Raw genomic sequence first — 14,560 nt, forward strand, 5'->3', positions numbered from 1 at the left:
AAAAAATATGGAAAATTCAACAAATAATGAAGTTACCAATAATGCAGATATTGTAACAAAAATACCTGTTGTTTCTAAAAAGGTAATCATTCCTTTTATACTTATCACCTCTCTTTTTGCATTATGGGGGTTTGCAAATGCTGTTACTGACCCTATGGTCCAAGCATTTAAAAAAGTATTAGAACTATCAAACTCACAAGCAGCATGGGTACAAATGGCATTCTATGGAGGGTATTTTTGTATGGCATTACCCGCAGCTCTTTTTATAAGAAAATTTTCTTATAAAGTAGGCATATTAATAGGACTTGCATTATATGCTGTAGGAGCATTATTATTTTATCCTGCAGCAATTACAGAACAATTTTGGTTTTTCTGTTTAGGACTATACATTCTTACTTTTGGGCTAGCCTTTTTAGAAACAGCAGCAAATCCATATATTTTGGCAATGGGAGCTAAAGAAACAGCAACACAGCGCCTTAATCTAGCACAGGCGTTTAACCCTGTTGGGTTAATTGCTGGATTATTAGTAGCACAATACTTTGTATTAAAAAAATTACAATCTGATGATATTGAAAATTATAGTGCTCTAACCGAAGCTAAAAAAATGCTTATAAAAACTTCTGATTTATTAGTTATTCGTGACCCATATGTTATCCTAGGATTAGTATTAATAGGAGTTTTTATACTAATAGCAGTTAGTAAAATGCCACAAGCAAAAGATGAAGGCGGTATTCCTAGTATTGGTGATACTTTTGCAGGATTAAGAAAAAATAAAAAATATGTTTTAGGAGTACTTGCACAAATACTATATGTTGGGGCTCAGATTATGTGTTGGACATACATCTATCAATATGCAGAAGGAATTGGAATTAGTAGTGATATTGCAGCAAATTATCAATTCATAGCATTTATTGTGTTTCTTATAGGTAGAGCGATTGGCACATACATGCTACGCTTTATGAGTTCTGGAAAATTACTAATGTATTTTGCAATACTAGCAATACTATTTTGTATAGGTACGATATGTATCGAAAGTGTATATGGAATGTATAGCTTAGTAGGTATTTCATTTTGTATGTCATTAATGTTCCCAACTATATATGGTATCGCATTAGATGGTTTAAAAGAAGAAGAATCTAAAATCGGAGCTGCAGGCTTAGTTATGGCTATTGTAGGAGGAGCTTTAATGCCAAAAATTCAAGGAATGATAATCGATGCAGGAGGAACTGCTGTAAATGATATTAAAATAGTAGGGGTATCCGAAGTTAATTTCTCTTTTATATTACCCCTAATTTGTTTTGTTTATATCACTTGGTATGGTCTTACTGTACATAAAAATAAATCACTATCATAAAAATTAGTAGTCATTATAACATGAAATCGCACAAATGAAAAAAGTAATTCTATTTCTTATAGGTATTTCACTGATGAATTGTACTAAAGATACTTCAAAACTCCCTACGGATTATGTTGATGTTTTTATTGGTACAAAATCACCAGGTCATACATACCCCGGAGCAACACTTCCTTTCGGAATGGTACAATTAAGTCCAGATACCAGAAATGACCATACGAGCTGGCCTGCATGTGCAGGATATGATTACACAGATACATCTATCATAGGATTTACTCATACACATCTATCTGGTACAGGAGTTCCAGATCTTGGGGATATTCTATTTATGCCCACAACAGGAAAAGTACAAACCTATGCTGGTACCGTGGAAAATCCAGAATCCGGCTATAGATCTAAGTATAATCATGCTAATGAATCAGCTGAACCAGGCTATTATAGTGTTCTCCTAGATGACTACAACGTAAAAGCAGAATTAACAACTACACTGCGTACAGGATTACATCGATATACATTCCCTAAAACAGATGAAACACATATCATTATTGATTTAGAGCATAGAGACCCTGTTACCGAAGCTGAGCTTAAAATAATAAGTGATACAGAAATTGTTGGATATCGAAGATCTAAAGCGTGGGCAGGAAATCAAAGGCAATATTTTGCTGCTAAATTTTCTAAACCTATCATTTCATACCAAGTAGTTCATGGTAAAAATAGTAGTACAGAAGGAACTAATTTTAATGATAAAAAAATAATAGCTTCGCTTAATTTTGATCCTGCTAACAGTGAAATTCTCGCTCAAGTAGCGCTATCTGCGGTAAGTATCCAAAATGCTCAAAAAAATTTAAATGCAGAATTTGCCAATTGGGATTTTGATAAAGTAAAAAATGATGCTAAAAAAACATGGAATAAATCTTTAGGAAAAATTGAAGTTTCTGACACTAATGAAGATAAAAAAGAAATTTTTTATACCTCTTTATATCATAGCTTGTTAACCCCTAATTTATACAGTGATGTAGATGGGCAATATCGAGGTATGGATGATGCTATACATAAAGCAGATGGGTTTAATAACTATACTGTTTTTTCTCTTTGGGATACTTTTCGCGGATTACATCCTTTACTAACTATTGTAGAACCTGAAGTTACTAGAGATATTTTAGTAACATTGCAAAAAAAATATGAGCAGTTCGGTGAAATCCCTATGTGGGAATTAGCCGCAAACGATACTAGATGTATGATCGGTTATCATGGTGTATCGGTTATGGCCGATGCGTATGTCAAAGGAATAACAAATGTAAATGCCGACAAAATACTAGAAGCAATGGTCGCCAGTGCTAATGTTAAAAAGCGGGGGATTGACTATTATACCGAATTAGGTTTTGTACCCACCAATAAAAGTAGCCAATCTGTATCAAAAACCTTAGAATATGCCTATGATGATTGGTGTATAGCACAAATGGCTAAAGCTATTGGTAATACCAAAGTATATGATGAGTTTTCAAAAAGAGCACGTTTTTTTATCAATCTTTTTGATAACCAAACAAAGTTTATGCGTCCTAGATACTCTAATAGAAAATGGAATGAAGACTTTAACCCTACTTCTGTCGAAAAAACATATAACTTCAATTTTACAGAAGGAAACTCATATCAATATAGCTTATTTGTTCCTCATGATATTGCTACAATGGTAGATTTAGTAGGCGGAGAAGAACAATTTGATAAATGGTTGGATAATTTATTTGTAAAAAACTTTGAAGAAGATATTAGCGAAGATTCTGACGTATCTGGATTAATCGGTCAATATTCTCATGGTAATGAACCTAGTCATCACATTGCTTATCTGTATAATTATATCGGAAAACCATGGAAATCACAAGAAAAAATACATGAAATACTTAATAAACTTTACACCTCAGAAGCAGATGGATTATGTGGTAATGATGATGCAGGGCAAATGTCTGCATGGTATGTTCTGAGTAGTCTCGGTTTTTATTCTGTAACTCCAGGAAGCCCTTATTATGTTATCGGAAGTCCTACTTTTGAAAAAGTAACTCTAAATCTAGATAATGGTAAAAAATTTATAATTAAAGCCAATAATGCTTCAAAAGAAAACATTTATTTTTCTTCTTTAACATTAAATGGAAAACCATATCCGTATTCATATCTAAAACATGAAGATATCTTAAAAGGAGGTGAATTATCTTTTGAGATGACTAACAGCCCAAATAAAAAATGGGCTACTAGTATTGATCACAGACCAGTTTCTGATACTAAGAGTGTAGTGAGTATTCCATATATAAAATCAGATTATAAAGAGTTTTTAACAAAAATGAAAGTTGATCTAGGATGTGATACCAAAAATGCTGAAATTTATTACACTATTGATGGTACTGAACCTACAAAAAGTAGTACTAAATTTGTAGCACCTTTTATAATTAATCAAACTACCAATCTTAAAGTAAAAGCATTTCATAAAGATTTAATTTCTAGCTACACAACACATATCCCATTAACAAGGTTAGAAAATGTTACTAATATTGCTAAGAAACAACTAGAAAACGGTCTTGATTATGCTTATTATGAGGGGATTTTTCGTTCTGTTTATGATTTCTCACTAGAGAAACCCTTAAAAACAGGAGTAGTTAAAGAAATCGATATATCAAATAGATTACGAGATGAGTGGATAGGGTTTTCTTTTGATGGGTACATAGAAATTATAAAAGAAGGTACCTACACCTTTGAGATTTCTGCAAATGATGGAGCTCAACTTCTAATCAATGGAAAAGAGCTTTTCGAAAGTGATGGAAGAAAATCATTTAGTTTTACTCAAAAAAATAAGATAATTCTCTCTAAAGGCTTACATAAATTTCAAGTCAAATATTTTCAATGCTCTGATAATATCGGTTTATCTGCATTTTGGGAAGGTCCTGATATCAAAAGACAAAAAATACCCACAACTTCTTTTTATAGGAAAAAATAAAAATATTGTTTTTGTAAAACACATAACGATGCCCAAGGGCATCGTTATGTGTTTTACAAAAAACTAAATATCAAATATTTAAAAACGGTTATACTATTTGTTAACATATATACATGTTAAGTATTGCTTTTTGACAGTATTAACAGTATCTTAACACGATTAAAAATAGAGCAATACTCTATCAACGTAAGATAAATCATATATCATACTGTGTATTATTTATTCTATTTTTAATATATAGAATAAATGAATATCTCTTTTAACCTTAAAAAAAAAAATAGTAATAAGCGTTTAAAAAAATAGGTCTTGCGTAATAATTTTAAAATATCAATATTTTTACTTATACTTTTTAGTTATAGTATTACTACATACTCACAGAAAACCTATAAAGATTCAATCAAAACGTATTTTAAACAGATTGAGGATCTTATTAATTATAAAGATAATTATAAAGAAGATTTTTTAAGTACTGAAACCCTATTAGCCCAAAAAGAACTATTATCAGGGACAGAGAAGATTAATACATTATTAAAATTATATACTGTTAATGTATATAAATCTATACAAAATGCTAGAAAATATAATCAAGAGGCATTACAATTAGCAATAAATATAGGCTATAAAAAAGGAGAATTATCTGCTAAATATAATCAAGCATATTTATTATTTATTGAAGGGGATTTTGATACATCTATGACAGTAACAGAAGAAGTTTCAAAAATAGTAAAACAAAGTACTTATCCTGAAACATACTCTGACATAAATACTTTAAAATCATATATTTACACCGAACGAGGAGAATATGATTTAGCTTTAGAAAAAGGGCTAGAATTATTAGATATCGCAGAAAAATCAAATGATGAATATGCTCTAATGAGAGCTTATGCTTCTCTATCTCATTATTATCTGAGAATCGAGAATTATTCAAAAGCTTTAAGCTATTGCCTTAAGGGTCTTCATTATGTTATTAAGCTAAGAAAAATTCGATATATCTATCCAAAAATTGATGAGATAGCTAGAATGACAGCTAAGCTCAATGATACAGAAAGAGCATTAGAAACATATGCTTTTTATTTAGAAATAGAAAAAAAAATATCCCCGCCAGGAAGCTATATCCAAAGTGTTGTTTATATGAATATGGCTGACATATATATATCAAATAACGCATATGATAATGCGCAAAACTATTTATCTAAGGCTTTAGTTTTAAATTATGAAAATAATTATAAATTCAGAGTTCCTAGAGCATTAATCTTGCAAGCTGAATTATTTTTAAAAACAAAAGACACTGTTAATTCAATCATAAACTATGAAAAAAGTATAGAAGCCGCAGAAAGTATAAATGCATTCGATGTTGTAAAGTCAAATAGTGCTATTTTGGCAAACTTATACAAAAAAACAAATCAATTATCAAAAGCATATGAATACAAAACTATTCATAATTCTATACGAGACTCCCTCTTTAACAATGAGATGGAGCAAAAAATAATTATTTTAGAAACCAGAAGAAAAATTAAAGAAGTAACACAAAAGAAAAAGATTCTAGAGCTAGAAAACGAAGCTCAAAAAGCAAAATCTAATTTCATTCTTCTTCTTCTTATATTTATATTAATCATTGTTGCATTTATTGTTTTTTCATATCTCAAAGTAAAAAGTAAAAATAGACTACTATACCTCAGAACCATCGAGCTAACCAAGGTGCAACTAGAGATGGAAGAAAAACTAAATGAGTTAGAAAATGCTAAAGCTATTCTTAAAGAAGATACAAATAATGATACATCTTTAAAATCAAGCAAAACTACTATTGATAATGATGTAAAAAATATCATTCTTAACAAACTTGAAAAACTTGAAAAGGAGCTTTTTTTTATTGATCCTAATTGTAGCTTACGCCAAGTAGCTCAATTATTGAAAACTAATCCAAAATATTTATCTCAAGTAATTAATCAAGAAAAAAAATCCAATTTCAACAACTACATTAACGAACTACGAATCAATTATTTATTATCTAGATTATTAAAAGATGAAGATTTTAGAAACAGTAAATTAAGTTATGTTGCCGCTTCAATAGGTTATAATAATCTGAACACTTTTAATGCCGCTTTTAAAAAAAGACAAGGAATTCTTCCCTCCTATTTTATTAATGAATTGATACAAGAATCAAAACAAAAAATAATATCATAATGTTTTTTTATATAAAATCTATACAAAACAAACATTATAAGAATTGTAGTTTATATCGTTTTCATTAAAAATACGTCATACTTCTTTAATCAACAACCTCGGAGCAAGCTCAGGAGGTATGCTTTCGAAAAAAATATTTTGATGTCGAAACAAGCCTCAGGGAATTAAACCCTCAATGAAGATTAAAAAATGAAAACTATATCTCATAGAATATAGAGAACAATCTTAATAAATTAGTAGTATTATCAATCTTAATTTTGCTTTATAATAAAAGTCTGATTAATTTTTATCATATAGTATTAAAAATAGTATCATCGTATCTATTTTTTTCATATTTTACGATAATCCCCAAAACAAAATAACATTGCAATTTTTACTGAATAAAAAAGTACCTTTTAAAGAAATTATACCAGAAGATTATATAGATATCCATTCTCATTTAATTCCTGGTATAGATGATGGAGTAAAAACAATATATCAATCGGCGTATATTTTAGAGCAGTTCGAAAAATTTGGCATTAAAAAGGTTATTACTACTCCTCATATAATGCAAGATGTATGGCCTAATTCATCACATACTATAACTAATGGTCTTAAAGAGCTTAAGGAAGTCCTCCCTCCTTTAGGAATCACAAAAATAGAGTTACAGGCTAGTGCAGAATATATGATGGATGATCTATTTTATAAACGAATAAAGAATAATGATATTCTACCCTTACATAAAGATTTTATTTTAGTAGAAATGTCAACTTTTAGTCCTCCTATGAATCTTAGTGAGATCCTTTTTGAGATTAAATTAGCAGGATATATTCCTATTCTTGCCCATCCAGAAAGATATTCTTTTTATCAAAATGATTTAAAGAAATATGACAAACTAAAAGAATCTGGTTTTTTATTTCAACTTAATTTATTGTCTTTATCAGGGTATTATGGAGAACAAATCAAATCTTTTGGAAAAAAATTAATTGATTTAGGTTATATAGATTTTACAGGTAGTGATATTCATAATTATCATCAATTAGAGACCTTAGAGAAAGGGTTTGATTCTAAAATGGCAAAAAAAATAACATCTTTAATGAAAAATAATGCTATTTTTTCTTAACCCTTTTTACCATATCCATATCCATAGTTATAACCAACTTTAGTGTCTACAGCATTAAGTAATACTGCAATGTTTGGTAAACGTTTTTCTCTATAAAAATTTTCAGGAACCTGTAAAACTCTCTTGTCAGAATAATTTTCTCTTACAATATAAATACTAAGATCTGCATATTTAGCTATTAAAAGGGTATCTGTTACTAAACTAACAGGAGCAGTATCAACAATTATATAATCATAATTATCTTCTAAATATTTAAATAATATATTCACTCTATCCTGCATAAGAAGTTCTGCAGGATTTGGAGGAATTGCACCAGAAGGTATAATATCAAACGAATCTTCTTCTTTATCTTTATAAATGATATCTTTAGGATTTAACTCCTTATTCATAATGTAATTAGTAAGTCCTTTAGAATTTTTTCCTTCTGGTAAATCAAAAAAATTATGAAATTTAGGGTTTCTTAAATCTGTTCCTAAATATGCTACTTTCTTTCCTGAAATAGCAAGTGTCTTTGCTAAATTACAAGATATTAAAGTTTTACCTTCTCCAGAGATTGTAGATGTTACAAAAATAACTTTACCTTGTTGTCCCTTAATAATTCCTGCCATTAAGAAATCTAAATTAGTTCTCAAAATTCTAAATGCTTCAGCAATTCCTGATCTATCATTTTGAGAAATCATAATTCTATTTTTGGATTTAACTTTGGGTATAGATCCAATAATTGGCATAGAAAGCACTTTTTCTATATCTTCTCTAGAGCTTATCTTAACATTTAATAAATTTGATATATAGATAATAAGAAAAGGTATTATAAAGCCCATAAAAATGGCTCCCATATACATAATTTTCTTATTAGGAGATACTGGGTATGATCCTAATGTAGATGCTTTATCTATAACTCTAGCATTAGAAAGAGTTATATTACTTTTTATCTCTGCTTCTTCTCGTTTTTGTAATAAATAAAGATATAATTGCTCTTTTATAGTTTGCTCTCGTTCAATAGCCCTTATATCTTTCTGTCTAGTCGGAGCACTATATATCTTACCACTAAAATACTGATCTTGAGTCCTTAAACTCCTTAATTGAATATTTATTGAGCTTTTTAGACTATTTAAGCTCCCTATCAATACTTGTCTTAACCCATCTATTTGCTGATCGATATTAACTACTACAGGGTTTTGTATACTTGATGTTCTTAGCAAGCGTTGTCTTTGGAGTATTAATGCATTATATCTTGATATTGTATTAGAAACTGTTGGATCTGTAAAACCAGAATTAGATTGTGGTACGAGGTCATACTTCCCATCTTGGCTTAACACAAAATTACGCATAGACTCTATAAACTGAAGTTGGGTTTGTAATTGTGCCATTTCCTGCATATTTTTTGAATCTATATCAGAAAATTTCTGTGCTTGCCCACCAACATTACTACCTGTTAATCCATATGAAGATAAGTAACCTGCTGCTTCATCATCTACTGCTGTTAAATCATTAGAGATAAGTTCTAATCGATCATTTATAAAATTTGCTGTCCTTGCAGAAGCTTGTTTTTTATTCTCTATTGTTGCTTTATTATATTCTTCAACCAGATTATTAATAATATCTTTTGCTTTTGCTTTAACTGGGTCGTTTAGCGATATTTTAACTATTGATGATCCCTTAATTGGAAAAATTAATAATCTATTTCTATATCCTTCTGCTACAAATTTTACTGGAGAAACTTGAATCTTGATAACTTTACCGATATTAGATTTCATAGCATCTACACTTGGAGTAATTACAATATCTCCAACAGTAGTAGTTATTGTTTTTCCAAAAGCATGACCACTTAGTTTTTTTCCTTCTTTATCTAAAAAAGAAAAAGAAGTTTCAGAATCAATCCGAACGTGAAAAATCTTTGACTTTGTATGTACAATTGAATCATGTGACAAAAAACTAATTTCGACTAGTGATTTTGGATAATTTTCTACTTCTAAAACTCTTCCTGCACTAAAGTATCTAACATTTAGGTTTAAATTATTAACCACGTTATTTGCTAGTGTTCTTGATTTCATTATCTGAATCTCATTAGAAATATCACTTTGTGCATCATCTAATAAGCCTAAATCTTTAAAGGCTGATAATTCAGATTCACTAACGCTTTTATCCTGAGAAATCATTATTGTAGAGGAAACATTATACTGAGGAATTGTATATCGCACCTTAACATAGGCTAAAGCAAAGAAAACAAAAATACTGATTGCGAACCAATACCAAAGTTTAACATATTTAAGTATTTGATCTCTAAGATTAAAGCTAAACCCAGAAGATGAATCAAAACCAGTATTTTTTTCAGATGTATTATTCGTATTAGAAATCATATACTTTTCTATCTTATGACTAAGGTAACTATTGATAAGAGAACTCCAACTATACTAATGATAACACTAAGTGTATTACCTCCTGCCTTAGATTCTCTTACTTTAGAGTTATTAGGCTCAATATAAACAACATCATTTTGTGCCAAGTAATAAACAGGAGATTCAAAAACAGACTTAGATGTAAGGTCAACATGGTGATATGTATTTTCTCCTTCGTTTTCTCTAATAACTATTACGTCTTTTCTTTTCCCTTTAATTGTCATATCTCCAGCCAATCCCAGTGCTTCGATAATAGTTAATCTCTCATTAGGGATCGTATATGAACCAGGTGTTTTTACTTCTCCTATCACAGTAACCTTAAAATTCTTAAGCCTCACACTTACAATCGGATCATTGATATATATTTTCAGCTTTTCTTTAATCATTTCCTTTACTTGAATTCGAGTTAAGCCTGCTATTTTCAGCTTTCCCAAAACAGGAAACTCAATATCTCCCTCTCCATCTATTAAATAAGTAGATTCTCCGGAACCTCCAGAATTGCCTCCCCCTCCATTTTCTCCTAATGATAGATTTGGTGAAGAACCTCCCATAAGATTAAATGGTCTTGCAGCATCCATATCTGCAGCAGAAACCAATATACTAACGATATCATCTACTTTAAAAACTGACGTAAAAGAACTGGTAGAAGAGATTTTCTCGAGATTTTCAGAGTTCTGAAAATAAGCTACATCTTTAGGGGTTTTACATGAAAAAACCAATATTAATATCAAAAACAGAAATCCACATCTCATATTTAACACTTTATAAGTAAGAATTATAATAAGCTACAAAAATATAACTTTATTTTATTTAACAATGAAATATAGCCTCATCTATAAGGTATTATTTTATTTTAGGTTTTAAGAAGAATTTACCAATAATTGTTTATTGGATTATACTGTGTAATATAGTTGTATCTATACTTTATAAAAAAGTAGATACAACTATATTATATATGCTTAGGCAAGAATTTTTTTCTTATTTCTAATACTTTTTTTATTGATTTTATCAATGCTTTCAAATGTTGAATTATTAGAAATAAATTCTGGAACAATCTCTTTTAATTTTCCTACTATTTGATGATCTTGATTAAATAGATTCATGATACAAAGATCATTAATCTTATCTTTAATCATTTCACAATCATTATCATCAAATTTACTTATCATTATTTTTTTATGATATGTAGGTAACGTATTTTCTGTATCTGCAAGAAGTTCTTCATATAATTTTTCTCCAGGTCTAAGACCACTAATCTGGATATCTATATCATCTGGATATTTAAGCCCTGACAATCTTATCATCTTTTTTGCTAAGTCAAAAATCTTTACAGACTCTCCCATATCAAAAATAAAAATCTCTCCTCCATCACCCATTGTACCTGCTTCTATAACTAACTGAGAAGCTTCTGGGATAGTCATAAAAAATCGAGTTACATCTCTATGAGTTACTGTTAGTGGTCCTCCTTTTTCTATTTGTTTTTTAAATAAAGGAATAACAGATCCATTAGATCCTAGTACATTTCCAAATCTGGTTGTGATAAATTTGGTTTCACTAGTTTTATTAACACATTTTATATACATCTCGGCAACTCTCTTAGTTGCTCCCATCACATTGGTTGGATTAACTGCTTTATCAGTTGAAACAAAAACAAATTTATCCACACCATACTCAGACGATAAATCAGCAAGTTTTCTAGTTCCTAAAACGTTTATCTTAATAGCTTCGTAAGGGTTACTCTCCATAAGTGGAACATGCTTATACGCTGCAGCATGAAAAACCATATTAGGTCTATATTCTTGAAATATAATTTCTAATCTTTGGCGATCTCTTATATCTGCAACAATAGGTGTAAAGTTACTTACTCCTTTACTTAAAAGCTCTTGCTGTAAATCATATAATGGTGATTCTGACTGATCAACTAATACCAAATGCTTATAATTAAAATAAGAAGCTTGTCTCACTATTTCGCTTCCTATTGATCCAGCTGCTCCTGTAATCATAATTACTTTATCATGGAGTTCCTTTGATATATTTTGGTTTTCCATATTGATCGGAGCTCTTTCTAATAAATCTTCTATCTGAATTTCTTTTATTTGCGAAACATTTAATTTACCGTCAATCCAATCATTTACTGCTGGTATTATTTTTACTGAAACTTTTTATAATTTAAGCAAATCATCAGATATTTCTGATAATCTTTTTTTACTAATATGTGGTATAGAAACAACAATCTCTTTAATATTATGCTTAACAATGAAGTTATTATTAATAACATTAGAAGCATATACCTTAATCCCATTTATTGTTTTTCCAATCTTTTGGGAATTATCATCTACAAAACCAATTACCGATATAGATCTATTAGAATCATTCGTTATTGCTGCAAGAGTTATCAAACCAGAATCTCCTGCTCCATAAATCAATACTCTTGAAGTCTCCCCTATTTTCGATTTAACATAATAATAGAAATATTTAAATACCAAACGACTTGTAGTAAGTGTAATAATATTTAATAAATAATGTACACAGATTATAGATACAGGAATGTTTAACAACTCTGGTATTAATGATAGTCTACTAGAAGCCATCAAAAAGCCTGTTAATGTAATCAAAACAGTTACTGCTATAAATAAATTATAAGCATCTCTCATTCCAGTATGCCTAACCACTCCTTTATATGAGCCTATTAGCATAAAACTTAAAATCGATAAAACTGTTATAATTGGTAATTGATATACAAAATTAGTTATATCAAAGTTTAATGTAATTCCAAACCTGATTACATATGCTAAAAAGAAATTAAATACAGTTATTAATACATCAATAAATAGCACAAGCCACTTAGATGCATGTTTATGCGAATTATCTATTAGGTAGCGCTTTATCATCTCAATATGTTTTTGATTATTGATACAATTCTATATAAATCTTCTTCTTCAAGATTAGACCCACTTGGTAAACAAAGGCCTCTATCAAACAAATCATCAGAAACTCCATTGAGGTACGCGTCGCAATCTGCAAATACTGCTTGTTGATGCATTGGTTTCCATAACGGCCTTGATTCTATATTTTCATCTGCTAATGACAACCGTATTTTTTCTCTTAACTCATAAGAACTAGTCTCTATACAGGTTAGCCACCTGTTAGAATAATATCCTGATGGTTCTTCTAAAAATTTTAATTCAGAAGAACTTTCAAGATTATTTTTATAAAACTCAAAATTTCTTCGCCTGTTAGCAACATGAGCATCGAGAACTTCCATTTGTCCTCGTCCAATACCTGCTGTAATATTACTCATTCTATAGTTATACCCTATTTCAGAATGCTCATAATGAGGTGCATTATCTCTGGATTGAGTTGCCCAAAAAATAGCTTTGTCTCTATGCTCTTTCTTTTTAGAGATCAAAGAACCTCCTCCGGAGGTAGTAATAATTTTATTTCCGTTAAATGAAAGAATTGAAATATCACCAAAAGTTCCACATCTAATCCCCTGATAGGAACTCCCTAAAGCTTCTGCACTATCTTCTAATATTGGAATTCTATATTCTGAAGCAACTTTATGAACTGCCTCTATATTATAAGGCATTCCATATAAGTGAACAGCAATAATAGCTTTTGGTTTTTTACCTTTAGCTATTCTGTCTTTTACTGCAATTTCTAACTGATTGGGACAAATGTTCCATGTGTCCCTATCACTATCTATAAATACAGGTTTTGCTCCTAGATATGTTATTGGATTAGCTGATGCAGAAAATGTCATACTTTGACATAGTACTTCATCTCCTGTAGTAACTTCTAGTAATTTTAATCCTAGATGTATTGAAGCTGTACCAGAGCTTAATGCTGCTGCATAAACACTCTCTCCAAGGTATTTTTCGATATCAGATTCAAAACCATTAACGTTAGGACCTAGAGGAGCTACCCAGTTTGTATCAAATGCTTCTTTAACAAATTTCTGCTCTGTTCCACCCATGTGAGGAGAAGAAAGCCATATTTTTTTTGACTCAATTATATTCATAATTTTCCCATTAATAATGAACAATAATTACCTAATTAAACTAAAGATTAATAATAATCTATTAGCCAAATTCTTTCATGACATTCTAAAAAAACTTTGGAAGAAAAGGGGGTAGAACTTCCTTCTTTTTTGAAATTATTTTTGAATTTATTTTCCAATGGCTAAATTAGTTTAGTTAAATCAATTTTCTATTCTATTTTCTTTTTTTTAGACACAATACTAAAAAAACGCGTCCAACAACTCATTTTCAAGTACATATTACACTAAATTGCATAAAAAACGTAAGAAAAATACTATGTTTTTTAAATTACAATTATATATTATTACAAGTAATTAGCATTAAGCCGTTTGACTCTTATTACAAAATTATTCATAATTATAATTAAAGTTCATTTTTTACATTACTATTATGTAAACATTTTATACTATACAAGTATAGTGTTATTGTATATAAATATACCAAGTGAAAAACCTATTTATCATATAGGGGTTTTCCCCCTTTAATAAATTTTAAAAT

General features: G+C 29.5%; 9 protein-coding genes. 4 read left to right on the forward strand and 5 right to left on the reverse strand.

Translation table 11 applies throughout. From position 1 onward, the window contains the following. Positions 1–7: 7 nt before the first annotated feature. From fucP to N456_RS18360, 4 genes are all read left to right on the forward strand, one after another. On the forward strand, positions 8–1,354 hold the full coding sequence (gene fucP, locus N456_RS18345; RefSeq protein WP_062060314.1) for an L-fucose:H+ symporter permease: 1,347 nt from the start codon (positions 8–10) through the stop codon (positions 1,352–1,354). A gap of 34 nt (positions 1,355–1,388) precedes the next feature. Further along, positions 1,389–4,337 (forward strand): GH92 family glycosyl hydrolase, encoded by a 2,949-nt coding sequence (locus tag N456_RS18350; protein WP_062060316.1) that lies wholly within the window; start codon positions 1,389–1,391, stop codon positions 4,335–4,337. A gap of 306 nt (positions 4,338–4,643) precedes the next feature. Continuing rightward, positions 4,644–6,521 (forward strand): helix-turn-helix domain-containing protein, encoded by a 1,878-nt coding sequence (locus N456_RS18355; protein WP_062060318.1) that lies wholly within the window; start codon positions 4,644–4,646, stop codon positions 6,519–6,521. Between the two features lie 364 nt (positions 6,522–6,885). Further along, positions 6,886–7,623, forward strand: coding sequence for a tyrosine-protein phosphatase (locus N456_RS18360; RefSeq protein ID WP_062060320.1), 738 nt, complete (start codon positions 6,886–6,888; stop codon positions 7,621–7,623). Here N456_RS18360 and N456_RS18365 read toward each other — a convergent pair. The 5 genes from N456_RS18365 to N456_RS18380 form a co-directional block, all read right to left on the reverse strand. After that, a complete protein-coding gene (locus N456_RS18365; protein ID WP_062060321.1) occupies positions 7,620–9,983 on the reverse strand; it encodes a GumC family protein in 2,364 nt (787 codons plus the stop codon). The two genes, N456_RS18360 and N456_RS18365, sit on opposite strands and share 4 nt — an antisense overlap. 8 nt (positions 9,984–9,991) lie before the next feature. After that, positions 9,992–10,774 (reverse strand): polysaccharide biosynthesis/export family protein, encoded by a 783-nt coding sequence (locus N456_RS18370; RefSeq protein ID WP_062060323.1) that lies wholly within the window; start codon positions 10,772–10,774, stop codon positions 9,992–9,994. A gap of 207 nt (positions 10,775–10,981) precedes the next feature. Beyond that, complete coding sequence (locus N456_RS25265; protein ID WP_338021432.1) at positions 10,982–12,070, reverse strand: UDP-N-acetylglucosamine 4,6-dehydratase family protein; 1,089 nt, start codon at positions 12,068–12,070, stop codon at positions 10,982–10,984. A 114-nt stretch (positions 12,071–12,184) separates the two neighbouring features. Beyond that, positions 12,185–12,913: a nucleoside-diphosphate sugar epimerase/dehydratase gene (locus N456_RS25270; RefSeq protein ID WP_338021433.1), complete on the reverse strand. Its 729-nt coding sequence runs from the start codon at positions 12,911–12,913 to the stop codon at positions 12,185–12,187. After that, positions 12,910–14,043: a DegT/DnrJ/EryC1/StrS family aminotransferase gene (locus N456_RS18380; protein WP_062060325.1), complete on the reverse strand. Its 1,134-nt coding sequence runs from the start codon at positions 14,041–14,043 to the stop codon at positions 12,910–12,912. Before N456_RS18380 ends, N456_RS25270 begins: the two co-directional genes overlap by 4 nt. Positions 14,044–14,560 lie beyond the last annotated feature (517 nt).

The sequence above is a fragment of the Aquimarina longa SW024 genome (assembly GCF_001401755.1).
In the GTDB taxonomy this organism is placed as follows: domain Bacteria; phylum Bacteroidota; class Bacteroidia; order Flavobacteriales; family Flavobacteriaceae; genus Aquimarina; species Aquimarina longa.

What these genes read in the sequence shown, in the direction of transcription:
- fucP (WP_062060314.1), top strand. Translation starts at nt 8, where the DNA reads ATGGAAAATTCAACAAATAATGAAGTTACCAATAATGCAGATATTGTA.
- N456_RS18350 (WP_062060316.1), top strand. Translation starts at nt 1,389, where the DNA reads ATGAAAAAAGTAATTCTATTTCTTATAGGTATTTCACTGATGAATTGT.
- N456_RS18365 (WP_062060321.1), bottom strand. Translation starts at nt 9,983, where the DNA reads ATGATTTCTAATACGAATAATACATCTGAAAAAAATACTGGTTTTGAT.
- N456_RS18370 (WP_062060323.1), bottom strand. Translation starts at nt 10,774, where the DNA reads ATGAGATGTGGATTTCTGTTTTTGATATTAATATTGGTTTTTTCATGT.
- N456_RS25265 (WP_338021432.1), bottom strand. Translation starts at nt 12,070, where the DNA reads ATGGAAAACCAAAATATATCAAAGGAACTCCATGATAAAGTAATTATG.
- N456_RS25270 (WP_338021433.1), bottom strand. Translation starts at nt 12,913, where the DNA reads ATGATAAAGCGCTACCTAATAGATAATTCGCATAAACATGCATCTAAG.
- N456_RS18380 (WP_062060325.1), bottom strand. Translation starts at nt 14,043, where the DNA reads ATGAATATAATTGAGTCAAAAAAAATATGGCTTTCTTCTCCTCACATG.